Here is a 22,825-nt window from a genome sequence, read left to right as displayed (position 1 = left end):
CATGAGCGAACAACTGGTCAAAACCTCGTTTGAGGAGACTATTTATACGGTGACACTAGCGCGACCCGAAAAACGCAATGCCGTTAGTGACCATCTACTCGCCGCCTTAGAGCAAGCCTTAATCGCTACTCCTGAAGGGACGCGGGTGATTATTCTCGCCGGTGAAGGTAAGCATTTCTGCGCGGGCTTAGATTTATCTGAGCATCAACACCGTGAACCTTTTGGGGTTATGCAACATTCGCGGGGCTGGCATCGAATTTTTGATCGGATTCAAAATGGTGGCATTCCCGTCGTTACCGCCATGCAAGGTGCAGTTATCGGTGGCGGCTTAGAATTAGCCACCGCGACGCATGTACGGATTTCTGAACCCAATACGATCTATCAACTGCCTGAAGGTCGTCATGGGATTTTCGTCGGTGGTGGAGCCTCGGTGCGTGTAGCCAGCATTATTGGTGCAGGGCGCATGTGTGAAATGATGCTCACCGGACGGATTCTCGATGCGAATGAAGGCTTAGGCTTAGGTTTAGCGCATTACTTAGTGGGTGAAGGTGAAAGCTTAGCCAAAGCGCAACAACTGGCTAAACGGATTGCCGAGAATGCTCCCATGGCGAATTGGGCGATGGTTTCGGCGATTTCACGGATTAGCAATATGGCTTCCGATGATGGCTTATTTGTGGAATCCCTGACTGCAGCCCTCACCCAAACTAGCCCTGAAGTTGTAGAGCGTATCGGGCATTTCCTGAATCGTACTGAAAAAGGTCCTCGAAAATGAATACCAAGACTAATCCTTTCGCTGATTCCGAAGCAGCAGCCCTCACGGCAAGCTACGATGATATTTGGTTAGTTGCAGGCCAACGTACCCCGTTTGCTGATTACAACAGCGTGCTGCGCGATATTGCTCCCACGGATTTAGGCATTTATGCAGCACGTAGCTTATTTGAGAACAGCGGCATTCCCGCCAGTGAAGTCAATGCGATTATTGCTGGCAATATGGCGCAAGCCAGTTTCGATGCTTATTTCCTGCCCCGGCATATCGGTTTATATGCCGGTGTGAATCCGAATGCGCCCGCTTTATTAGTCCAGCGTTTATGCTGTACCGGCTTTGAGACTATTCTCACTGCGGCTGACCAAATTACTTTAGGGAAAGCCAAAGTAGTGCTTTGCGTCGGTACTGAATCGATGTCACGCAACCCGATTGCGGCTTATACGCATCGCTCGGGTTTCCGCATGGGACAATTAGATTTTAAAGATTTTCTGTGGGAAGCCACTAAAGATACCGCCCCCGGTATTGGCATGGGTGACACCGCTGAAAATCTGGCGAAGCGCTATAACATCAGCCGTGAAGAAGTTGACCGTTTTGCCGAAGAAAGCTTTGCACGCGCTGTGGCTGCTTGGGATAGCGGTTATTTCGCGCCTGAAGTCAGTGCCGTAGTGAATAGCCAATGGGAATTAGACGGCTACCAACCACGCAGCCTAAAACTCGCTGATCGCGCTCAGCGCTTTGAACGCGATAGTCATGTACGCGCTACTAGCTTTGAAACTTTACAAAAACTCAAGCCCGCTTTTGGTGGCGTACAAACCGGTGGCAATAGCTCTGCGATTGTTGATGGTGCTGCAGCAGTCTTAGTTGCGCAGGGCGATTGGGTACGCGCCCACGGCTTAAAACCCATTGCACGCATTGTAAATGGCGCAGCGGTTGCGGTTCCACCGGAAATTATGGGGATTGGCCCTGCTCCAGCGATTCGTGCTGCAGCGAAAAGAGCTGGTATTCAAGTCAGTGATATTGACCGCATCGAGATTAACGAAGCTTTTGGCGCACAGTATTTAGCCTGCGAACGAGAACTGGGTTTAGAGCGTTCCAAGTCAAATGTGCATGGAGGTGCGATTGCGATTGGGCATCCTTTAGGGGCTTCTGGAGTACGTTTAAGCCTCACGGCAGCGCGCGCAGCGCAGCAAGCCGGTTTAAAATACAGCGTGGCTTCTGCCTGTGCGGGTGGTGGTCAAGGTGTCGCAATTTTGCTTGAGAACGTATAAAGGGAGGAGTTATGGAGTTTACTAATCATACATTTATCGTCACGGGTGGTGCCTCAGGTTTAGGTGAGGCCACGGTACGTGCTTTACATGCGCAAGCTGCGAATATCGTTATCGCAGATTTGAATACTGAGCAAGGTGAAGCTTTAGCTAAAGAACTAGGCGAACGTACCGTTTTCAGTCGCACCAATGTCGCTGATGAAACCGATGCACAAACTACCGTGAATTTAGCTGTGTCCAAATTTGGGCAATTACGTGGCTTAGTCAATTGCGCAGGGATTGGTAATGCCGCCAAAGTTTTAGGTAAAAATGGCCCACACCCTTTAGCTGAATTTAATCGTACTATTCAAGTGAATCTGGTTGGTAGTTTTAATATGGCACGCTTAGCCGCAGCGGCCATGGCGAGCTTAGAGCCACTAGCCGACGGTGAACGGGGTGTAATTATTAATACCGCGTCTATTGCTGCCTATGATGGACAAATCGGGCAAGCCGCTTATTCCGCTTCAAAAGGTGGGGTGATTGCGATGACACTGCCGATGGCGCGTGAATTAGCCAAAACGGGGATTCGTGTCGTGACCATTGCTCCCGGCCTGTTCATGACTCCAATGATGGCTGCTTTACCGCCAGAAATCCAGCAGTCTTTAGGTGAATCCGTGCCCTTCCCGCCACGCTTAGGTTATCCGGCTGAATTTGCGAATATGGTGTGCACGATTGTGAGCAATATTATGCTAAATGGCGAAACCATCCGCTTAGATGGTGCGCTACGCATGGCACCGCGCTAGGAGCATACATGGCACGCACGAATTTTTATCGCTATCGGATTGCCTTTAGCGACTGTGACCCTGCACAAATTGTTTTTTTTGCCAACTATTTCAAATGGTTTGACACCGCAAGCCGCGAATTCTTCACTGCTTGTGGTATTCCAAGCTGGCGTGATACCGCTCGTGAACGTGGCATTATTGGTACGCCCTTGGTTGATGCTCAAGCTAGCTTCAAAAGCTCCGCCACCTATGGCGAAGATATTGAAATCGAATCATGGATTGAGGAATGGCGCGGCAAAAGCTTCGTGATGAAGCATATAGCACGGCGAGATGGCACAGTGCTCTGTGAAGGCCGCGAAGTGCGTGTCTTTGCGATGCAAGACCCCGACAATACCCTACGGATTAAAGCCTTGCCTATCCCTGAGGATATTCGTGCTGCCTGCGAGTAAATAAGGAGGAAACTGATGTACGATTATCAAGCCCCTTTGCGGGATATGCAATTTATTCTCAGCACGATTGCAGGTTTAGACGAGATTGCAGCTTTACCCCATTGCGAAGAAGCATCCTCTGACCTAGTTAGCGCTGTTTTAGAAGAAGCTGGCAAATTTGCAGCCGGTGTATTAGCCCCTTTAAATCAAGTCGGTGATTTACAAGGTTGTCGCTTAGAGGATGGTGTCGTACATACGCCAGACGGTTGGCAACAGGCTTATGAGCAATTCTGTGATGCAGGCTGGGTAGGCTTAGCGCTACCCCAAGAATATGGTGGCCAAGGTCTGCCTAAGCTGGTTTCTACACCGGTTTGGGAAATGTGGTTCTCTACGAATATGGCTTTTGCCATGCTTCCACAATTGAACGTGGGGCAAGCGGAAGCTTTGCAAATCGCCGCTAGTGAAGAGCAAAAGCAGATTTGGCTGCATAAAGTGGTGAGTGGCGAATGGGGCAGCACCATGAATCTCACCGAACCACAGGCAGGCTCCGACTTAGCCGCGACGCGCACGAAAGCGGTTCCGCAAGCCGATGGCACATATAAGTTATTTGGGCAAAAGATTTTCATCTCCTATGGTGAGCATGAACTAACACCGAATATTGTGCACTTAGTACTAGCCCGCTTACCCGATGCGCCTGCTGGGGTTAAAGGCTTATCCTTATTTATCGTCCCGAAATACTTATTGGATACAGAAGGCAACCCCAGTACTCGTAATGATGTACGTTGTATTTCAATTGAGCACAAAATGGGGATTCATGGCAGCCCGACTTGTACCCTCAGCTTTGGGGATGAGGGGGGAGCTATCGGTTATCTAGTGGGGCAAGCCAATCGCGGCTTGGAAACCATGTTTATTATGATGAACGAAGCGCGCTTCGGCGTCGGCGTGCAAGGGGTGGGTTTAGCGGAACGCGCTTATCAATATGCGCTGAATTATGCCCGCACCCGCGTGCAAGGTCGAGATGCCCTGACAGGTGCAACGAGACAACTGATAATCTGCCATCCTGATGTGCAACGCGCCATTTTATCCATGCGCGCTCGCGTCATGGCGATGCGCTCGCTACTTTATACCGCAGCCGGCTGGTTTGATTTAGCTCATCACCATCCTGAGCCAGCCGTTGCGGATAAATACCGCCGCTATGTTGATTTACTGATGCCAGTAGCTAAAGGTTGGTGCACCGAAGTGGGTAATGAAGTGTGTGATGATGCCATTCAAATCTTCGGCGGGATGGGTTTTGTCGAAGAAACGGGTATTGCTCAATATTTCCGTGATGCCCGCATTATTACCATTTACGAAGGTACGACGGGCATTCAAGCTAATGATCTCGTTGGGCGCAAAATCTTACGGGAGCAAGGAGCAACCTTATCTGAGTTGATGGCAGAGATGCAGCAAACTCAACAAGCCTTGGCTCTATCAGCAAAATTAAATAATTTAACTGGACAGTTCCAAAGCATTTTAGACTCTTTGCAAACAGCAAGTGATTGGCTTTTAGGACAGGATAAAGATCATCAAGCACAAGTATTAGCGGCTGCAACTCCCTTCCTATATTTATTGGGCACTGCCTGTGGTGCTTGGCAATTAGCTCGCTTAGCCCTAGCCGCAGCAACGAACAAGGCTGATCCTGCTATTGATACCAATTACGCGCACAGCTTAATTGAGCTAACCCGCTTTTATTTCCATACTTTTGGAGTACAAGTAGCCGCTTATGCTGCAACCGTTAAGGACGCTGGCAATAGCTTAACTGCCTTCGATTTCACTCAAGCTTAAGACTCTTAGTAAGCCTAAAGGGGCTAATATTCTATTAACCCCTTTTGGTTTTAACTAGCCCGCCAGTAAATGCGGCAAGAATAGACATAATGCTGGAATCAACATCAAAATCCCAATGCGCACAAACTCAGCCGCTAAGAAAGGCATAACCCCTTTAAAGGTTTCAGCCATCGGTGTGCCATCGGATAAGGATGCAATAATAAACACGTTCAAACCCACTGGCGGCGTAATTAGCCCCAGCTCTACGACAATTAAGGCCAGAATACCGAACCAAATTTTTAGATTATCAGTGTCTAGACCATAAGCGGCATCGGCTGCAGTGACATGATCCCCACCATTGAGAGCAATAAGCGTCGGCCAGAAAAACGGCAGAACTACCAAAATCATTGCTAAGGACTCCATAAAGCAGCCTAAAATGATTAAGAGCACTAGCATAGCAATCAGAATCATCCAAGGATCTAAACTACTCGTGGCCGCCCACTCAGCCATCGCCGAAGGTAAACCTGCGCGAGTGAAGAATCCTTTTAATACTTCAGCACCGAATAAGATCACATAGATCATCGCTGAAGTCACTGCGGTATCACGAAAAGCTTGCAGCATCCCAGCCATGGTTAAGCCTTTACCCGTACGCCAGCGCATAAAGATTCCATAAACAAAGATCACAAACACGCCCACACTAGCCGCCGGAGTTGGGGTAAACAGGCCAAAACCCAAGCCTAAAATTATGCTGCCAAAGATCACTAAAACGGGAATCAAGCGGCGATAAGCTTCACGCTTTTCCTCTGCTGGCATCGGTCTTGGTTCAGGCGCGAGCGCTGGATTAATCCGTACCTGCAAAGCAATCACGATAATGAAGCCTAATACGGCTAATAAACCCGGAATCAAAGCTGCTTGAAACATCTGTAAAATCGAGGCTTCAACAATAATCGCATAAATAACCAAAGCGACTGAAGGTGGAATTAAAATGCCTAAAGTACCGCCGGCAGCTAATGCCCCTGTCGCTAAACGGGGGGAATAGCCCAACCTCTTCAACTCCGGTAACGCTACTCGACCCATGGTTGAAGCAGTCGCTAAGGATGAACCACACACCGCACCAAAACCGCCGCAAGCAGCAATGGCAGCCATCGCAACACCACCACGCCGCTTGCTCATAAGAGCCTCTAAACCACGAAATAAATCTCGACTGAGATTGGATTGACTGGCTAGATAACCCATCAAAACAAATAGCGGTACTACCGACAAATCGTAATTGGCCATAGTTGACCACAATAACGACTTGAATTGCTTGATATAAGGTTCAAAACGCACATGCTTAACAGCAAGGCTTAAAGCAAACGTGCCACCAATTCCAACCAGCACCATCGAGATCCCAACAGGCATACGTAGCATCAATAACAGGAAGAGCACCACTAAGCCGAGGATGCCAATCATTTCTGGGCTAAACATGGCTGACCTCCGTAGGCTCATCATCAAAAAGCTGCAAGGAGGCTATCGCTGCCCACAGTATTAGCGACAAGATACCGGGGATATAAAAGGGCCACTCCACCCAGTTCAAGACACCAACTACCACATGATCTGCTCGCTTTTCAAATAGACCAATAATCATCCAGTACATCAAGAATAAAGCCATCAAAAAAATGAGTACTGACCAACATTTATCAGTCAATCGCTGCAACCAAACCGGTGCTTTATTCATGAAAATATCGACGGCTACATGCCCATGCTTAACTTGCGCCAGTGGGAAAAACATTAGAGCTGCTGAACTCATCGCTAAGCGCACAAAGTCTTCATAGCCCGATAGACCGGCAACTTGCCCGCCAAACATACTCGCGATGCGATTTAGGGTAAAAGCACTGACATTGGCGGTGGTGACAAACACAATCGTCATAATGATTAACCCGCCCCCTAAGGCGAAATAATCAGCTAAGCGATATAAGAAATTGCGCATGGATAGAATCTCCTGCGGAACTTGAATAATTATTAAGGAGGGCTACTGAATGAGTAGCCCTTGGAGACTAGGAAAGATTATTTAGCGGCTTCGGCAATCGCAGCACGCGCTTTTTCAACTAAAGCAGCACCATCAAAACCTTTAGTTTTGGATTCTTCAATCCAACGTGCAACCACTTTTTCATTAGCAGCTTTGAATTTAGCAGCTTCATCGGCTGATAAAACAATACGCTCAACCTTTGCTGAAGCTAAAGCTTCATCGCCGGTTTTCTCGAACTCTTCCCACATTTTGCCGATCTCAACCGCTACTTTCATACCCGAGTTATCATCAATGATTTTCTTTAGATCATCGGAAAGATTGTTGTAGCTATCTTTATTCATAGTGAACATGAAGATAGCCGTGCCAAAACGATCACCGTCCGGCAATTCGGTCACGTATTTATCCAACTCTTGGAGCTTAAGCGCAGGCACGATTTCTAAAGTAGTTAAAGCTCCATCAATGGCGCCTTTAGACATAGCCTCAGGCAGTTCCGGTACTGGCAAACCGACGGCTTCTGCGCCCATTCCTTCAATCACCCACGAACCCGTCCGCGAAGGCGTCCGTAATTTCATGCCTTTGGCATCTTCAAAGGTACGTACTGGTTTAGTGGCCGAGTGAATCACATTGCCATCATTCGCATGCAAGAAGAGGACTTTCACATCCTTAAAATCATCCGCCAGCATGTCCATCGTCGCATTTAAAGCGATGGTGGTAGCTGCGGCTGAACCTGTATGTACCAAAGGCAACTCATAGACTTCAGAACGCGGGAACACGCCGGGTGTATAACCTAATAAAGTCCAGACAATATCTGCAGTGCCATCACGCACTTGGCCGTATAACTCGGAAGGCTTACCTCCCATTGCCATCGCTGGGAATAACTCAAACTTAAGTTTACCATTGCTTTCTTTAGCAACTTTATCCGTCCAAGCCTGAATCATCTTGGTATGCGCATTCGACTTGGGTGATAAGAAGTGGTGGACAGTTAAAGTGACCTCTTCTGCGAAAGCAGCAGTCGTAGACAAACAAGTGATTAATAAAGCGCTTCCTAACCAACGTAATGGTTTCATACTACTCTCCTCCAGTTTAATGACCGACCCTATCAATACTATGCTACTTTTGAAGTATTGATAGGTATAAAAGTAAATACATTCCGCCCCTAGAAAACGCAGTATTCAGGAGCACTTAGTTGAAGTCTAGGGATTAAGAAAGCATCTTATTGTACTTTTTCAATAGGGTGTTCAAGAGAGATGGGCTGAAAACGGGATGAAAGCTAGCTTCTCCCGTTTTAGAGAGTTGGACTAATTAAACACGTTCAACAATTAAAGCAATGCCTTGACCAACACCAATACACATGGTGCAAAGTGCATAACGGCCATTGATGCGTTCCAATTGATTAATCGCAGTCGTAATCAAACGCGCACCACTCGCCCCTAAAGGATGACCTAAAGCAATTGCCCCACCATTCGGATTCACCCGTGCATCATCATCCGCCAAGCCTAAATCGCGCAAGACTGCTAAACCTTGCGCAGCAAAGGCTTCATTCAGCTCGATCACATCCATATCTGCTAAGTTCAAGCCCGTTAAAGCTAAAACTTTACGGGTAGCAGGTGCAGGGCCAAAACCCATAATGCGTGGTGCTAAACCAGCAGTTGCCATACCAACCACACGCGCCCGTGGCGTTAAACCATAACGCTTAGCAGCAGCTTCACTAGCGATTAATAAAGCACAAGCACCATCATTGACACCTGAAGCATTGCCAGCCGTTACTGAGCCATCAACACGGACAACGCCCTTCAATTTAGCTAAAGCCTCTAAGGAGGTTTCGCGGGGGTGCTCATCCTTGCTAACGACGGTAGGATCACCCTTTTTCTGCGGGATAATGACCGGCGTAATTTCTTTATCGAAATAACCCGCTTGTTGTGCTTTTAAAGCATTGGTTTGTGAACGTAGTGCCATTAAATCTTGGGCTGCCCGCTCAATCTTGAAATTGACCGCTACATTCTCGGCAGTCTCTGGCATTGAATCAACGCCATACTGCGCTTTCATCAGTGGGTTAATGAAGCGCCAACCAATCGTCGTGTCGTAAACCGCATTCGCTCGGCTAAAAGCTGACTCTGCTTTCGGCATGACAAACGGAGCGCGGCTCATGCTTTCTACACCGCCTGCGATCATAAGTTGGGTCTCGCCACTTTTAATCGCACGTGCAGCAATCCCCACCGCATCCATGCCAGAACCGCATAAACGATTCACCGTAGTTCCCGGTACATCCTGCGGCAATCCAGCCAATAAAGCGGACATGCGCGCGACATTGCGATTATCCTCACCCGCCTGATTCGCACAGCCATAAATCACATCATCAATGGCACTCCAATCGACTTGCGGGTTACGCTCGATTAAGGCTTTAATCGGTACTGCACCGAGATCATCAGTACGCACCCCGGATAGAGCACCCGCATAGCGCCCGAAAGGCGTACGAATCGCATCACAAATAAAAGCTTGAGTCATAGAAGTCACCATTAGGAAAGATCAAACAAACTGGTCGCTTCGAGATCAAGCACCTCGGCACCATCCTGATTAAATAACTGCCAACGCCAATGCAGAATCCCCATGCTTGGACGACTACTAGAACGCCGTACATCAAGCACGGTCGCTTGCAAAGACAATTCATCATTCGGGCGAACGGGATTCGGCCATTTCACATACTTCAAACCCGGTGATGCAAAGGACTCAGAACCAGCTAAGGCTGCAGGTACTAATAATTTCATGGCAATCCCGCAGGTATGCCAACCGCTAGCGATTAAACTACCAAAACGCCCTTGTTTAGAGGCCTCAGGATCGACATGAAACCATTGTGGATCATAGGCTTGCGCAAATTGTAAAATTTCCTCTTCAGAGACTTTATACAAACCCGTCTCAATCACCTGTCCATTATAAAATTCGGCGAATTTCATATCCCCTCCTGCCACGCTTTCAAGCGTAACCACGGGCTAACGCGATAGCGCTCACCTCGATAGAAGGTATCCAAATGATCTAAAATTTGCACAACTTTGCCTGCATCCCAGTTTGCCAACCATTCAAAGGGACCTGCTGGATAATTCACACCCAACTTCATCGCCGCATCCGCACCTGCTTCTGAACAGACACCTTGCTGTACCGCATCGGCTGCTTCATTAATCAACATCGATAAAGTGCGTGCAACGATTAAAGCGGGAGAATCCGCCATTTGCTGTGGGTTAAAACCTAATACTCGCAACCAAGCTGCTGCATAGTCCGCCGCTTCAGCCGAAGCACGATTCGAGACGGCAAAGGCTAATGCTTGACCGGATTCTTTAGAAATGGGTAAATCAAATACGGCAACTTCTTTACCAATCTGCGAAGCGGGCCGACCATCCGTTAAACGTAACTGTATATGATCAATACTTAAGCCCGTCCAAGCTGACTCAGTGGCATGAGTAAAACTTACTTTGGCAGCCGTCAAGGCCTCAGCCAAACGCTTAGCTAGCGCACAGTTGCCATGAACTTGAACCTCATTCGCAGCCGGTACATCCGCTGGCGTAAAGCTTGCAATCTCAGGCTTTACAGCGCCTTCTCGATAATCATAGAAACCTTGACCAGTCTTGCGCCCAAACAAACCACCATCTACCAAATCACGTTGTACGGCTGAAGGTACATAGCGCTTATCAAAGAAATTGGCTTCGTAGACTGAGCGCGTCACTGAATAATTAGTATCTAAACCAATCAAATCCATCAGCTCGCAAGGCCCCATGCGAAACCCTACTGCACGCAAACAAGCATCTAATACATGTGGCTGTATAGCTTGTTCGTGTAAAAGCGCTAAATTTTCCGCGTAATAAGGACGTGCAATCCGATTGACAATAAAACCGGGAGTAGAACGTGCATGTACTGGCACTTTTCCCCAAGCTTTAGATAACTCAAAAATAGCTTCAGCAACTTCTGGCTTGGTTTGTAAACCTGAAACTACCTCTACCAACTTCATGAGCGGCACAGGATTGAAGAAATGCATCCCCACCAAACGTTCTGGGTGTTGCAGGCCATTGGCGATAGCTGTGACAGAAATTGATGAAGTATTAGTCGCTAAAATCGCATCTTTACCCAAAAGCACCTCAAGCTGCTTGAATAAACCACGTTTCACTTCTAAATTTTCAATAATTGCTTCGACCACTAAACCAGCGCTACTGGCTGCATCTAGTTCAGAGAGCGCTTGAATACGTCCTACAGCTTGTTCAGCCGCAGTAGCATCCAGTTTACCTTTGCTAACGAGTCCATCTAGGGTTTTGGCTAACTTAGCTTTTGCATCAGCAGCAGCACCCGCTTTGGTATCGTATAAAAATACGGTATGGCCAGCCTGTGCAGCGATTTGGGCAATCCCAGCCCCCATAATCCCAGCACCTACGACTAAAACGGCGGTTTCTTTGCTAATCATACTCATACTGGAATCCACTTGGCAGGGCGTTTTTCAAGGAAGGCAGCGAAACCTTCTCGGGCTTCATCCGAGCCACGAATCCGGCTAATGGTGCGAGCTGTTAAATCACGCACTTCTTCAGTAATTGCCCCTACGGCTAATTGTGCAAAGAGCTCTTTGATTTCACGTTGTGCTTCAGGGCCGCCTGCCAAAAGCTCCGTTACAGTTGCATCAATGGCAGCATCCAAGTCTTCCAAACTCGTCACTTGGTGGACTAAACCCATGCGTAAAGCTTCATCCGCTTTAATGCGGGTTGTAGTTAAGGCTAAGCGGCGTGCATGACGCTTGCCCACTGCATTGGTGACATAGGGACCAATCACGGAAGGAATAATCCCAAACTTAGCTTCACTCACTGAGAAGCTCGCATTATCAGCAGCAATCGCAATATCACAGGCACAGAGTAAACCGACACCACCACCTAAAGCCGCACCATTGACACGCGCAACGGTCGGTTTAGGGCAAGTTTCGATTTTGCTAAATACACCAGCAAAACGGCGGGCATCCGCCAAATTCCATTCTAGGGTTGCAGTACTCGCACGTTGCATCCATTGCAGATCAGCACCTGCACTAAAATGCTTGCCTTCACCCGCGAGTACAATGACACGCACTGCAGGATCAGCGATCAGTTGGCTGAAAGCTTCATCCAACTCACCCACCATCGTTTCATCAAAGGCATTAAATACCTGAGGGCGTGCCATAGTCACTTGTGCGACACCCGCTGCACGTGTACTAATTTTTATGGTACTAAATGTGTTCATTTTTCCTCCTTCTCCGCAAGGCGGCCTGCCAAGCTTTATTGAGAGAGCATGTTAAAGTGATACATTTTTTTAGTCAAAATATATTTATTAGTATCACTTCAAAATGGAATATTCCTTATCTCACAGTAGCCTGCACCACTCTTAATAAGTTTCTAAGTGTAAACGTCCCGTTTGCTTCAGGTTCATTCCCAAGCTCTCCCACTCTAAATTACCTTGTTTGGCAATATCACGCAGAGCCAAGACTACTCCTTCTTCCATACTCTTTAAGCCGCAGACATAAAAATGCGTGTCGTTACTTTTCAGTAGCTCTATCAAATCAGTCGCCCGCTCCCGCATTAGATCCTGAACATAGCGTTTCGGTTGCCCCGGAATGCGTGAGAAAGCGAAATTAATATCGATAAAGTCTTTTGGTAAACTTTGTAAAGGGCCAAAGTAAGGTAACTCTTCTTTAGTACGTGCACCAAAGAACAGCATTAATTTGCCACCTTCAAACTTGCCACTCGCCCGTAAGCGTCTGCGCCACTCAGTCATCGCCCGCATCGGCGCACTCCCTGTGCCGGTACAGATCATCACAATATGGGAACGCGGATGATTCGGCATCAAGAAGCTGGTACCAAAAGGCCCAATTACTTGCACCTTATCACCTACTTTCAGGTCGCACATGTAATTAGAAGCCACCCCACGCACGGGGCGGCCTTGATGATCTTCTAAGACACGTTTGATGGTTAGCGAGACATTGTTATAACCGGGGCGTTCGCCATTCCGTGGGCTAGCAATGGAATATTGGCGCGCATAATGCGGCTTGCCGTTTTCATCCACACCGGGCGGAATAATCCCGATCGACTGACCTTCTAAGACAGGGAAAGGCATCGAGCCGAAGTCGAGCATAATGTGATGGGTATCGTACTCGCGCCCTACTTCAGTGACACGCACATTCCCAACCACCGTTGCAGTCACAAACTTTTCAGCGGCTTTTGCCCCATATAAATTGGTATAAGCATGCGCGGCTGACCAAGGTGGTAAAGTCGCATTGTATTGCGCACTATTGAAAGGCGCTTCACCATCAGAGGTCGCTACATTAGTACTAGGCACAGCCGCTAGAACTTCGACAGTAGCAGCGTCAGCAGCAACACCGGCCTCAGCTAATTGTTCAGCGCTTAATTCAGCGGGTAAATCATCCCAACTAAATTGCTCTTCAATTGTATACGGGCGACTGGCTGGAACGGCGCGCCAATTATCAATCGAACCCGTTGGACAAGGTGGCACACAGGCCATACAAAAATTACATTTGCTCGCGTCCACCACATAATTGCGGGAATCGTGGGTAATTGCAGCGACGGGGCAAGTCGCCTCGCAAGTATTGCAACGTATGCAAATCTCAGGATCGATTAAATGCTGATTTAGCAGCGCAGATGAGACTGTATCCACAATGGCTCCTCCGACGTGTGGCTTATGATTGGATTTATGCATTATTATGCATAAATTAGAGAACTCATTCAAGCAATGAATTGCATTATATTTCTTAATAACAATTTAATAGAAAAACGAATGAAAACTAAAAGACTAATACCCCGATAACTCTAAATATCCCTGCCCGACTACTTGATTCTTTTCTAAGTCCAGCACTCGCACTGCTCCTTCCCAGTACAGTACACTCGTTTCCATCAACTGATCATCGACTACAGCCTCAACTCGCCAACGGCCTTTAATGGCTGGATAGTTCAGCTCCCAAACAATCGGATATTGTGTCCCATTCGTTGCTTGCCAATACTGAAGGGGTTGTAGCTCCACATCCTTCAGGCTTAAATTGCGGGTGCTCGCATCTGCTGCAATCCATTTGCCTTGACTATAGGCTTGATCCGCTTCCCCTGAAGTTTTATGTAATTGATAGAACATCAACTCCTGTCCAGCCTTAAACTGCAGCGAGAACCAATCCCAACCCGCTTGATCCTTGCCCAAAGCGCTCGTGCTCCATTCACGGTCTAACCATGAAGAACCCGTCACTTGGAAATCTTGATTCTGATAATGAATCGAACCAGTACTGGCTAAACGGGTGAAAGAGTAATAGTAGGATGCATTCCCCGCTTCACTGCTTTTTTGGCTTAAACCTTGCTTGCCTTGCAACACGGCTGGCTTTTCAGGTTGCAGAGTTAATTTGAGACTAAAGTCTGTATTGGCAACCTGTACCGTCCACGGAAAATCGCCATTCGCTTGACCGAGTATTTGCCAATCCTCTAACCAAACTTTAAAGGGCTGTATTTTCTGCCCTGCCAAACCTGCTGCACCCCGTGCAAAGCGTTGGTCATGCAAATGCTTCTGGCCTTCGACATCGGTTAGCGCAATGTGCGCCATCCATACCTGATTAGTCGCCCAATTCGATACAGTCTGGGGGGAATTAGGGCTAAGTGCGATCCGAAAGAAAGTCACTTGATAACCAAATTGTCGCCCCCTTTCAGTCTGTAAATTGCCGGTGATATACCACCATTCATTGCGAAACTCAGGATGAGCGGCATGTTCTTGCGGAAACGTAAAGGGACGTGGTTCGACGGCTCGTGCAAAGCCATCCGCCGGAATGCCACCCAAGGCAGCATTCAAGTTGATACTGCCTGAGTCAGATTGTTTCTCACAAGCGCTTAGTAGCAGTAATAAACCCAGTAACAATAATCTAGCGACCATATAAACCCTCCCGAATCGAGAGCTGTCCAATCCGGCGTACTGGATACAGACTGGCTAAGAGCGCAGCAACTACAGCTAACAACAGCGCTTGCAGTGGAGTGTCAGCGAAGAAATAACTGTGCATCGTCCAACCAAAGGAACGTTGGTTGATAATGTCAATCAGTACCACCGACATCAGCCAGCCCAAAGGCAACGCGAAGAGTCCAGCAAGCAAACCTAATAAAGCCGCTTGGCTTAGCACTAAAATTTGCACTTGTTTAGGGGTAAAACCTGTCGAGCGCAGAATCGCGAATTCACGTCCCTTTTCTAAAAATAAAGCCATTAAAGCGCTGAACACGCCGACAAAGGCGACGATCAGCACCAAAACGCGCAGTACATGGGTTATGGCAAAAGTACGATCAAAGACTTGTAAGGAATTTTCACGAATCTCGGTGTTCGAGCGAATGACTAAGGATTGATTCACGGGCTGCAAATCTTTCGCCCACGCTTGTAGCTGCTGTTGAACTAAAGGTGTATCTACGCCCTGCTTTAAAGTTAAGCCAATGGAGGAAATATTGCGATCTTGCCAATAGCGCTCATACAAACCACGCGGTAACACCAACATACCTTGAGTTGCACTATAATCGCGAAATACCCCCAGAATCGGTAGCTTCAGCACACCGGCTGCTTCAGTATTAAGCTGCAAACTCGCCCCAACTCCTCGGTTATAATGATAAGCAAACGGCTCAGAAACGAGGACACCTTCGGCTTTTTCAAAGCGCTGCCAAGCATCCGTTGGTGTATTTTGTAAGAACTCAAACCCGCGTTCACTATGTGCTGCTGGCTGCAAAACTAAAGTGGGTAGCGGCATGCCTTCAACGGTTAATCGCGTGGATAAACCGGTACTGATACTTGCTACTTCGGGCAAAGTTTTTATCCGATCCAACCAAACGAGTGTCAAAGAACCTTCGACTCGTGAAGCATCTTCACTTAAAGCTGAAACATATAAATCACTGGGTAAAGTCATATTCAACCAATCCGCGACACTGGAACGGAAAGAGCCGATCATCATACTCACACCAATCGTGGCAGACACCGCCACTGTCAAGGCAATAATAGCTAAACTAGTACGACTTAAACCGGCTTCTAAATTACGCAAAGCCATCGAACTTAATAACTGCCTATGCGTAAGTTTTGCAGTGGCTTGTTGAAGCAACTTTAAGAGCTTGCGCAGTACCCAAGGAATCAGCAGGCTATACCCCACAATCAGCATAAACAGCCCTACAAAGCCTAACACCAATTGCTTCCCTGAACTGCTAATCAGGAGCGCACTACCCAGCATGAGTACTAAACCCGCGCTCACTAGCTTGAAACTTAAGTTCTGATTAGTTTGCTCTAACCTCGAACGGCGCTGTACTTGTACGGGAGCAACACGCGCTGCTTCAAGAGCAGGCGCTAGCGTGGCAAGCAACACTGCCGCTAAAGTCACACCGACACCTTTCAAGGCAATCGCGGGGGTAATTAATAAATCAGTGGGTGCAACACTCACGTATAAATCGCTAATCGTTTGAGTCACTAGCACTAATAAGCCCTGACCTAAAAGTACACCAAGGAGTACACCTAAAGCACTACCGATTAAGCCTAAAACACAAGCCTCCAGCAGCAAACTCCGAAACAATTGCCCTGCAGTAACACCTAACATACGCGCTACCGCAAAACTTGAACGCCGCTGTAACACCGAAAAAGTCATGGTGTTGTAGACCAAGAAGGCACCTACCAAGATCGCTAATAAACTCATCGCTAACAGATTAGTGCTAAACGCGCCTGTCATTTGCCCGAACACCGCTTGCTGATTCGCAAAGGATTCTAGCTTCAACTCCGGCGGCAAACGGGCTTGTAAAGCTTGTGCTTCGGCCTCAGTCAACTTCAATTGAATCCGAGTTAAACCCGTTGCATTGCTCTGCACAGTCGAAATATCCGCCAACAGTAAATCACTACGTGCTAAATCAGCCAGACCAATCACCGTAAACTCACGCTCCCCCGCTGGCAATACTTGACCCACTTGTAAACCTGAGTCCTTGGGTGCAATCAGTGTATTCGCCTCCGTGAGTAAGCGGGTGAGTACACCTGAATTTAGCGAGCCTAAACTGCTAGCGGGTAAGCTGGTTGCGAAAGGATCTAAGCCTAATAAACTGTAATGCAGGCCCTTAAAGCTTAGGGATAACTCGACTTCAGGTAGACTGTCTCGATAGCCCCACTCCACCCGCAACTGTCGATAAAACTCATCGGGTATTTGCCCATGCACCGCTTTGAGTTCATGTGTCATCGGGCTAGACAGCGTATTGACCGACTGCTGGAAAGATTGTGCAGCGCTGTGATTCGCTAGATCGACCGCAATCATCACGGCCGTGCCTAAGGCAATACTCAATAAGGTCAGCCAGAGTTGCCACGGGTGTCGAGTAAAAAATCGCCAACTGGAACGTAATAATAAACTCGGCATGAGCATTACCAAGCCAGTGTCGATGAACTGTTTTCTAAGACACCCTCTTGTAAAACTAGGATGCGTTCGGCGCGTTCTGCCACTGCCTTGCTATGGGTAACCACTAATAAAGTTTGCTGGGCTTGCGCAGCCAGATTGAATAATAAATCCAGAATCAACTGTCCCGTTTTTGCATCTAAATTACCGGTTGGCTCATCAGCAAGCACTAAAGCGGGTTGATGAATCAAAGCACGCGCAATTGCCACCCGCTGCTGCTCCCCACCCGAAAGTTGATCAGGAAAAGCATTAGCACGCGTCGGTAATTGAATCGCGGCTAGCCACTGCGCCAAACGCTCTTGTTGTTCTTTGGCAGCTACCCTCAATAAACCCAAGGGCAGCAAGATATTTTCTGCCACGGTTAAAGTCGGAATCAGATTAAATTGCTGATAAATAAAACCAATCTGTTGGCGCCGAAATAGAGTTAAAGCTGGCTCTTTTAAAGCAGTGAGTTCTTGATTTTTTAGGAAAATCCGCCCAGACGCTGGCTTATCAATGCCACCTAGCAAATTCAATAAAGTCGACTTGCCCGAACCACTACTTCCCACTAAAGCCACCTGTTCACCGAGGGCTAATTCAAGACTCACATCCTTGAGCACGGTATGCCACTGTCCAGCTTCGGGATAAGCATAATGGAGATGATGGGCGCTAAGCACGGCTATAGTCCTAACACTAAAAAGGCAGGTTTAGCATGGAATGAGATGGGAGACAAACTGGAGCTTTTTTACAGCGGCTTTTGAGTGGCGTATCGTTAATTTGCCTAATATGGCTTATAGAGTACGGTAAAGTTATTCAACCTGCTATTTCGTTGGGTTTGTTGCTCTCTCAAAAAAATCAGCCTCCCAATTGTAGAGAAATTATCAACTCTTCAAACAAAATACCCCACCTTTTCGTCTGAATTGACGGACGTGGCGGGGAGTATGTTGATCGGAGTAATGAGCTGTCACCGCGTCTGTCGTCGAATAACTTTTGGCTATTTATTTGCTACAAAAATATCGTGAAGAGTACCTGACGCATATTTATGTAAGATGCTTGATAAAAGTGTTTGATAGGGTATCCCCTCTGCCAAAGCCCTTCGTCGAAGAACGACAAGATCGCGACTTGATATTCTTATGTTTATTCTTTTGTCTTTCTTTGATGTTTGGAGCGCAGATTTTTTAATGAAATCCCGACGAGATGGTGATATATCTGACTGAAACTCATTAGCATCAAAGGCATCTAAGATGTCTTGTTCTTCTGTATCTAATTTAGATTCTTTCATTTTTATCTCCAAGGTAATGTTTAGTTGCCTTTCTACTTGGAATGATGGTTTTTAAGAATATTTCTTCCTCATTCTCGATATATGGTACTAAGTATACATACTCGTCAATGGATATAACGAACATTCGCTGATGGGGATATTTCTCCGTGTTAGGGTGAGCCATGTCATCCAGTAAGCCGCCTGATTGTAGAGAAAAGATCACATCCTCGAACGAAACATTCCGTTTTTCGACAAGCACCTGATTTTTGATCGGATTCCAGTATGATAGGCTTCATACTATCGACGGTATCATATTTGTTTGTGTGCCTACTGTCTTCATCTTAAATTACTTAGATATATGATGGGAAGGGCGAAGGTGTTCAGAAATATGCCAACGTCAATATGACGGGCGCGGTGGGGAGTAATCAAATCAGAGTTGTGGGCTGTCACTGCGTCCGTCGCCAAACACATCGTTAATTTGTATTATTCTTTATATTCCCAAGGATTAAATAATTCTGCTGTGCTTTGCTCCATGTCTGAAATATTTCTTGTGGCTACAGTACAATTATATGTGAGTCCTGATACAGCTATTAGTCCATCAATGGTAGCCATTGGTCTGCCTATTAATTCTGCTGAACCTTGGATAGAACCCCAGTTAGTCAAAACCTTTAAGTCAATGGGAATAATGCGATTAGCAAAACGCTTTTTTAAGTCTTCTTCGAGCCAAATTTTTAGTTTTTTCTTTCTGGTTTGATCGGGGTCTTTTTGAATGCCTTTGTGTATCTCACCGAATATCAATATGCTTAAAAATAAATTGGCTTCATCTTGAGCCTGGAGCCATGAAATCACATTTTTGTTTGGTTCTCTCTTGATCACCTCAGAGATAACGCAAGTATCTAGCAGGTAGTTCACAGCTCAATATCTCTTGTCATATCTTTATTTCTTGTGAAATCAAGGTCACTGTCTGCCAAAGGAGAGCTTCTTAGAAATGTCACCAAATCACCTTTTGGCTTGATAAAATTTGCGTACTCTTCAAATGAAATGATAACAACCGCATTGCTACCATGCTTAGTCACAAACTGGGGTCTGTGATGCATTGCGTTGTCAACTAATTGACTAAATTTGCTTTTTGCATCTTGGAGCTGCCATGTGTTCTGTTCCATAGCTATAACCTCAAATTAAACTAGACAGACTAGACAGTATTTTCTTTTATGAATCTTGTCAAGATGATGGCGAATCTATGTGCAGATAACGCCGTGCTCTGGGGCAAGCCGAAGCGCAGCGTAGGTTTGTCCCTAGCAGCACTTTGTTATGCACGCGTGCACAGATTTTCATAATTCATTAATTCTAAAGGAGCGATCCTATCAAACTGCCATTTTGGAACGTATATAGAGTCATTTTTTATGCCTTGAACAAATGGCTCCAGTTCTGTTTTCTTACTTATACCCAAAACCGAAGCAAGGCGGCTAAAGTACTCAACGGACTCAGACCTAAGGAAAATTTCAAACGTTCCGCCATGAAAGGACTTGAAAACAAGAGTTTTTGGCCACCACTCTTGCCTCCGACCTTCCTTAACGCCTCGCAGTGCCTCTGCTAGGTACAAAACAAAATCTGCTTGCATCATTGTATTGAATGAAACGCCTGAATCTGTACATCTCTCCTTGAGCATATCTGCGTGAACTGATAGTCGTTGGAGTTTCAATCAGCTATTTCGATGGTTAAGCGATTCAAGATAGTTTCGAAATACTCCGAAGGATTCCATTGTACTACGCCCATAACGAGCATCATTTGCAATGTAATACCTCTGATTCAACAAGTAAGAAACAATATCGAATCTTTCATATTTAAGAAAAATTGAAACGCATAGAATGAAAGATTCATGAATAATAAACTTTAAATTGTCCCAGTCCCACTTATGATAAGAGGTAACTCCCTCTGGCCTATCAAGAAATGGAATCAGAGATTCGAAGAATTTATGTACAACTGGAGCTGACTTTGTCGTTTGATCATATTGAGCAATAACACCAAACACCTCTATCAGCTCATTCCTAGCTGGGATAAATTGGTTAATGCTATCAACTACTGTTTGATCAAAATCACTAACTCCATTGCTTGGCTCTAGTCTAAGTCGTGAAAAGTTCTCTGAGAATAAGTTCAGATACTCAACCAATGCTCCGTTAGCATGTGAACGATTATTCTTTATTGCTTCAACTAATCTTCGAAAAGCAACCGAAGTCCCTAAAGAGACTTGCTCCTCCTCATCTAAGAATGCGGGTTTTTTCCAATTTCAGGTTTTACATTTAAATGCTTATCGTAAATCCATCTCAATAGCTGCTCAAAGTTTTTTCCATAAAGCTCTTCATCTGATAAATCAATGTATATTCTCGACTTATAAAATACAGGAGGTTTTGCCTTTCCCTCCGAGTCTCTGCTCGCTACCACGGTAACAAACTTATTTTGATCGACGCTCTCATAAACCTCGGCTGAGATAATCTGAGTCTCTGTCCCGACACCACCTTTTCTCGCGTTAGCTCTATCGCTATATTGCTCATCTATAACCAAGATAACTTTTTTGATTTCTTCATCTGAAACCATTTTCTCCATAAATGCGTTTGCATCATTCCCTTCTTTCAGATCCCATTTATCTAATATTACATCCACTCCATTTTCTCGAAGCTCAGTGCCAAGTCGGAGAACCCAATCTTCATGATCAGGACTCGACCAACAATAGGAAATGAATAGCTTTGGCTCAGTCATGTTTCGAATCTGCCTCATACTTGGTTTAGTGCATAACGTCAAGGCTGACGGGCGCGGCGGGAAGTTGATTGGGGGCTGTCACCGCGTCCGTCGTCGAGCAACTTGTTGGGCTTTTAATTGATAGCTCTGGTGTATCTACATTGTGGGAACTGAGAGCAGCCGTAAAACTCACGACCAATATTAGCCCCTGTTTTAGCGACTCTTTTTGTTAAAGTAGAGCCGCATTTTGGACAATTATGACTTGAGCTGATAATTCTTTGTTTGACTTTTAGTTGATTAATATGTTCTTGATTAGTTTTGAATGATGCCTCAAATTTTTGTGAGTTAATGCACTCTATAGTATCTTGAACTAGATCATATGATAAAAGTAAATCATTTTTTGAAAGCACATAATCAACCCAACCTTTATTTAAAACATTGTCAGGCATTGTGGTTTTGAATTTGCTGTCGCCAGTAAAAACTATAACTGAATGAATTTTTTCTTCTTCAATGCCCGTGATTTTAGTCAATGTTTTTATGTGTTTATAATTTTGATGAATTGGATTTTGAAATTTATGTGATTTTTTATATATGGTTTGTGTCCATGTTTTATTGTTTTTGTCACCAAATATCCAGCCCTTCATGTTTTTTGTCTCTATCACGAAAATGCCGTATATAGATACTATGATATGATCAATCTGTGTAGTGCCATCAAACGAAGGCAATGTAACATTATTTATTATATGGTATATGTTTGGGTCAAGTTTGTTAGTTATTGATCGACTTACTATAGCTTCTCCTAATTTTCCTTTAAAGTACGAAGACTTTAGGAAAATAGCTATTATCAATATGAGAATTAAAATCCAAAAACTTACAAATATCTGTCCTATTGAATGAAAAATTTGTGTTGTTATTTGTGTTGCTATGTCATTCATAATTACGCCTTTATTTTGTTATTGATGTGGAAATGTCGGTTTCTATTGTAGCCCAACGTCAAATCTGACGGGCGCGGCGGGGAGTAGAATGGTCGGAGTCGCGGGCTGTCACCGCGTCCGTCGTCGAGAATCTTGTTAGATTATTTGTATGGGTATCCATCATCATAATTAAGCTCAACCTCAGTACTGCCATCGAACAGAACGCCATCTATCTCTGTTAGTTCATTTTGTTCTTCATCAAAAAATATATTCATTGAAACATTGTAAGTGTCATCGAAATCAAAATTCCCATTAAAATATTCCATAAAGATATATTCTTTATCTTCACTATCCCATATTGAATTATCATAATCTGGGCCGCTGATGTTTGCTGTATAGCTAATCTCTGCTCTTAACTCAATAGACCTCTAGCGAAAGTCAAGAGTGAGTCACCATTCGATTAATCAGCCCT

The 22,825-nt window shown here is 45.8% G+C and carries 22 protein-coding genes; 5 read left to right on the top strand and 17 right to left on the bottom strand.

What is annotated here, in order from left to right:
• Position 1: 1 nt before the first annotated feature.
• Genes Q0307_RS03280 through Q0307_RS03260 form a run of 5 tightly spaced genes read left to right on the top strand, consistent with a single transcriptional unit; the run spans position 2 to position 5,044 of the window.
• Entirely contained in the window at positions 2 to 772 is a 771-nt protein-coding gene (locus Q0307_RS03280) for a crotonase/enoyl-CoA hydratase family protein (protein ID WP_298656466.1), read from the top strand.
• Complete coding sequence (locus Q0307_RS03275) at positions 769 to 2,034, top strand: thiolase family protein (RefSeq protein WP_298656463.1); 1,266 nt, start codon at positions 769 to 771, stop codon at positions 2,032 to 2,034. Before Q0307_RS03280 ends, Q0307_RS03275 begins: the two co-directional genes overlap by 4 nt.
• Before the next feature lie 11 nt (positions 2,035 to 2,045).
• The gene (locus Q0307_RS03270) at positions 2,046 to 2,813 is read left to right on the top strand and encodes a 3-hydroxyacyl-CoA dehydrogenase (protein ID WP_298656460.1); all 768 of its coding nucleotides are present in this window, start codon (positions 2,046 to 2,048) and stop codon (positions 2,811 to 2,813) included.
• 8 nt (positions 2,814 to 2,821) lie between these two features.
• Positions 2,822 to 3,241 carry a thioesterase family protein gene (locus Q0307_RS03265; RefSeq protein WP_298656457.1) on the top strand — a complete coding sequence of 140 codons (420 nt, stop codon included), beginning with the start codon at positions 2,822 to 2,824 and terminating at the stop codon, positions 3,239 to 3,241.
• Positions 3,242 to 3,256: 15 nt separating this feature from the next.
• Positions 3,257 to 5,044, top strand: coding sequence for an acyl-CoA dehydrogenase (locus Q0307_RS03260; protein ID WP_298656454.1), 1,788 nt, complete (start codon positions 3,257 to 3,259; stop codon positions 5,042 to 5,044).
• Between the two features lie 54 nt (positions 5,045 to 5,098).
• On the opposite strand, the gene Q0307_RS03255 is transcribed toward Q0307_RS03260, so the two are convergent.
• The 17 genes from Q0307_RS03255 to Q0307_RS03175 all read right to left on the bottom strand — a co-directional run bounded on the left by Q0307_RS03255 (position 5,099) and on the right by Q0307_RS03175 (position 22,679).
• The gene (locus Q0307_RS03255; RefSeq protein ID WP_298656451.1) at positions 5,099 to 6,490 is read right to left on the bottom strand and encodes a TRAP transporter large permease; all 1,392 of its coding nucleotides are present in this window, start codon (positions 6,488 to 6,490) and stop codon (positions 5,099 to 5,101) included.
• Positions 6,483 to 6,992, bottom strand: coding sequence for a TRAP transporter small permease subunit (locus Q0307_RS03250; protein ID WP_298656448.1), 510 nt, complete (start codon positions 6,990 to 6,992; stop codon positions 6,483 to 6,485). Before Q0307_RS03250 ends, Q0307_RS03255 begins: the two co-directional genes overlap by 8 nt.
• A gap of 77 nt (positions 6,993 to 7,069) precedes the next feature.
• Positions 7,070 to 8,098 carry a TRAP transporter substrate-binding protein gene (locus Q0307_RS03245; RefSeq protein WP_298656445.1) on the bottom strand — a complete coding sequence of 343 codons (1,029 nt, stop codon included), beginning with the start codon at positions 8,096 to 8,098 and terminating at the stop codon, positions 7,070 to 7,072.
• 235 nt (positions 8,099 to 8,333) lie between these two features.
• The gene (gene pcaF, locus Q0307_RS03240) at positions 8,334 to 9,536 is read right to left on the bottom strand and encodes a 3-oxoadipyl-CoA thiolase (protein WP_298656443.1); all 1,203 of its coding nucleotides are present in this window, start codon (positions 9,534 to 9,536) and stop codon (positions 8,334 to 8,336) included.
• An 11-nt stretch (positions 9,537 to 9,547) separates the two neighbouring features.
• Positions 9,548 to 9,982, bottom strand: coding sequence for a MaoC family dehydratase (locus tag Q0307_RS03235; protein WP_298656440.1), 435 nt, complete (start codon positions 9,980 to 9,982; stop codon positions 9,548 to 9,550).
• On the bottom strand, positions 9,979 to 11,481 hold the full coding sequence (locus Q0307_RS03230; protein WP_298656438.1) for a 3-hydroxyacyl-CoA dehydrogenase: 1,503 nt from the start codon (positions 11,479 to 11,481) through the stop codon (positions 9,979 to 9,981). Before Q0307_RS03230 ends, Q0307_RS03235 begins: the two co-directional genes overlap by 4 nt.
• Positions 11,478 to 12,272, bottom strand: a complete 795-nt coding sequence (locus tag Q0307_RS03225) for an enoyl-CoA hydratase-related protein (protein ID WP_298656435.1) — start codon at positions 12,270 to 12,272, stop codon at positions 11,478 to 11,480. Before Q0307_RS03225 ends, Q0307_RS03230 begins: the two co-directional genes overlap by 4 nt.
• 141 nt (positions 12,273 to 12,413) lie before the next feature.
• Positions 12,414 to 13,700 carry a benzoyl-CoA 2,3-epoxidase subunit BoxA gene (boxA, locus tag Q0307_RS03220; protein ID WP_298656432.1) on the bottom strand — a complete coding sequence of 429 codons (1,287 nt, stop codon included), beginning with the start codon at positions 13,698 to 13,700 and terminating at the stop codon, positions 12,414 to 12,416.
• Positions 13,701 to 13,835: 135 nt separating this feature from the next.
• Entirely contained in the window at positions 13,836 to 14,948 is a 1,113-nt protein-coding gene (locus tag Q0307_RS03215; protein WP_298656429.1) for a lipocalin-like domain-containing protein, read from the bottom strand.
• Positions 14,938 to 17,427 (bottom strand): ABC transporter permease, encoded by a 2,490-nt coding sequence (locus tag Q0307_RS03210; RefSeq protein ID WP_298656426.1) that lies wholly within the window; start codon positions 17,425 to 17,427, stop codon positions 14,938 to 14,940. The genes Q0307_RS03215 and Q0307_RS03210 overlap by 11 nt, the downstream gene beginning before the upstream one ends.
• Before the next feature lie 5 nt (positions 17,428 to 17,432).
• Positions 17,433 to 18,119: an ABC transporter ATP-binding protein gene (locus Q0307_RS03205; RefSeq protein ID WP_298656423.1), complete on the bottom strand. Its 687-nt coding sequence runs from the start codon at positions 18,117 to 18,119 to the stop codon at positions 17,433 to 17,435.
• A 317-nt stretch (positions 18,120 to 18,436) separates the two neighbouring features.
• Positions 18,437 to 18,724 carry a hypothetical protein gene (locus Q0307_RS03200; protein WP_298656421.1) on the bottom strand — a complete coding sequence of 96 codons (288 nt, stop codon included), beginning with the start codon at positions 18,722 to 18,724 and terminating at the stop codon, positions 18,437 to 18,439.
• Between the two features lie 462 nt (positions 18,725 to 19,186).
• Positions 19,187 to 19,615 carry a type II toxin-antitoxin system VapC family toxin gene (locus Q0307_RS03195; RefSeq protein ID WP_298656419.1) on the bottom strand — a complete coding sequence of 143 codons (429 nt, stop codon included), beginning with the start codon at positions 19,613 to 19,615 and terminating at the stop codon, positions 19,187 to 19,189.
• Positions 19,612 to 19,866 (bottom strand): type II toxin-antitoxin system Phd/YefM family antitoxin, encoded by a 255-nt coding sequence (locus Q0307_RS03190; protein WP_298656416.1) that lies wholly within the window; start codon positions 19,864 to 19,866, stop codon positions 19,612 to 19,614. Before Q0307_RS03190 ends, Q0307_RS03195 begins: the two co-directional genes overlap by 4 nt.
• A gap of 1,099 nt (positions 19,867 to 20,965) precedes the next feature.
• Positions 20,966 to 21,460, bottom strand: coding sequence for a TIR domain-containing protein (locus tag Q0307_RS03185; RefSeq protein ID WP_298656413.1), 495 nt, complete (start codon positions 21,458 to 21,460; stop codon positions 20,966 to 20,968).
• Positions 21,461 to 21,573: 113 nt separating this feature from the next.
• Positions 21,574 to 22,374 carry an NERD domain-containing protein gene (locus tag Q0307_RS03180; protein ID WP_298656410.1) on the bottom strand — a complete coding sequence of 267 codons (801 nt, stop codon included), beginning with the start codon at positions 22,372 to 22,374 and terminating at the stop codon, positions 21,574 to 21,576.
• A gap of 140 nt (positions 22,375 to 22,514) precedes the next feature.
• Positions 22,515 to 22,679, bottom strand: coding sequence for a hypothetical protein (locus Q0307_RS03175; protein WP_298656407.1), 165 nt, complete (start codon positions 22,677 to 22,679; stop codon positions 22,515 to 22,517).
• Positions 22,680 to 22,825 lie beyond the last annotated feature (146 nt).

Origin of the sequence: uncultured Thiothrix sp. (assembly GCF_937873765.1) — a bacterium.
Taxonomy (GTDB): Bacteria; Pseudomonadota; Gammaproteobacteria; order Thiotrichales; family Thiotrichaceae; genus Thiolinea.
This window is presented reverse-complemented; position numbering and strand designations above follow the sequence as displayed.

Coding starts and splice junctions, on each gene's coding strand:
- Q0307_RS03260 (WP_298656454.1), top strand. CDS start 3,257: ATGTACGATTATCAAGCCCCTTTGCGGGATATGCAATTTATTCTCAGC.
- Q0307_RS03210 (WP_298656426.1), bottom strand. CDS start 17,427: ATGCCGAGTTTATTATTACGTTCCAGTTGGCGATTTTTTACTCGACAC.
- Q0307_RS03200 (WP_298656421.1), bottom strand. CDS start 18,724: ATGAAAGAATCTAAATTAGATACAGAAGAACAAGACATCTTAGATGCC.
- Q0307_RS03270 (WP_298656460.1), top strand. CDS start 2,046: ATGGAGTTTACTAATCATACATTTATCGTCACGGGTGGTGCCTCAGGT.
- Q0307_RS03275 (WP_298656463.1), top strand. CDS start 769: ATGAATACCAAGACTAATCCTTTCGCTGATTCCGAAGCAGCAGCCCTC.
- Q0307_RS03185 (WP_298656413.1), bottom strand. CDS start 21,460: ATGACTGAGCCAAAGCTATTCATTTCCTATTGTTGGTCGAGTCCTGAT.
- Q0307_RS03255 (WP_298656451.1), bottom strand. CDS start 6,490: ATGTTTAGCCCAGAAATGATTGGCATCCTCGGCTTAGTGGTGCTCTTC.
- Q0307_RS03215 (WP_298656429.1), bottom strand. CDS start 14,948: ATGGTCGCTAGATTATTGTTACTGGGTTTATTACTGCTACTAAGCGCT.
- Q0307_RS03280 (WP_298656466.1), top strand. CDS start 2: ATGAGCGAACAACTGGTCAAAACCTCGTTTGAGGAGACTATTTATACG.
- Q0307_RS03235 (WP_298656440.1), bottom strand. CDS start 9,982: ATGAAATTCGCCGAATTTTATAATGGACAGGTGATTGAGACGGGTTTG.
- pcaF (WP_298656443.1), bottom strand. CDS start 9,536: ATGACTCAAGCTTTTATTTGTGATGCGATTCGTACGCCTTTCGGGCGC.
- Q0307_RS03190 (WP_298656416.1), bottom strand. CDS start 19,866: ATGGAACAGAACACATGGCAGCTCCAAGATGCAAAAAGCAAATTTAGT.
- Q0307_RS03230 (WP_298656438.1), bottom strand. CDS start 11,481: ATGAGTATGATTAGCAAAGAAACCGCCGTTTTAGTCGTAGGTGCTGGG.
- Q0307_RS03225 (WP_298656435.1), bottom strand. CDS start 12,272: ATGAACACATTTAGTACCATAAAAATTAGTACACGTGCAGCGGGTGTC.
- Q0307_RS03250 (WP_298656448.1), bottom strand. CDS start 6,992: ATGCGCAATTTCTTATATCGCTTAGCTGATTATTTCGCCTTAGGGGGC.
- Q0307_RS03180 (WP_298656410.1), bottom strand. CDS start 22,374: ATGAATGACATAGCAACACAAATAACAACACAAATTTTTCATTCAATA.
- Q0307_RS03245 (WP_298656445.1), bottom strand. CDS start 8,098: ATGAAACCATTACGTTGGTTAGGAAGCGCTTTATTAATCACTTGTTTG.
- Q0307_RS03265 (WP_298656457.1), top strand. CDS start 2,822: ATGGCACGCACGAATTTTTATCGCTATCGGATTGCCTTTAGCGACTGT.
- Q0307_RS03175 (WP_298656407.1), bottom strand. CDS start 22,679: ATGGAATATTTTAATGGGAATTTTGATTTCGATGACACTTACAATGTT.